Raw genomic sequence first — 311 nt, forward strand, 5'->3', positions numbered from 1 at the left:
ACCGCCGCCGGCACGCTGAGCCTGACGGCCCGCGCTACCGACAACGCCGGGGCTAGCACGACCACCGCCGCCAAGAGCGTGACGGTAACGACTCCCGCCAACTCGGCCCCGACGGTTACGCTGACGGCCCCCTCGACGGGCACGGTGGGCACGGCCCTGAGTTTGACGGCTACCGCAGCAGATGCTGACGGCACCGTGACCAAAGTGGAATTCTTCAACGGCACGACCAAGCTCGGCGAAGACACCTCGGCTCCTTACGCCCTGAGCTTCACGCCTACCGCCGCCGGCACGCTGAGCCTGACGGCCCGCGC

General features: G+C 69.5%; 1 protein-coding gene. It reads left to right on the plus strand.

All coding sequences use genetic code 11. From position 1 onward, the window contains the following. The coding region (locus tag EWM57_RS21315) for an Ig-like domain-containing protein (RefSeq protein WP_242510163.1) at window positions 1-311 on the plus strand (311 nt) is incomplete at both ends.

Source organism: Hymenobacter persicinus (assembly GCF_004167665.1).
Lineage (GTDB): Bacteria > Bacteroidota > Bacteroidia > Cytophagales > Hymenobacteraceae > Hymenobacter > Hymenobacter persicinus.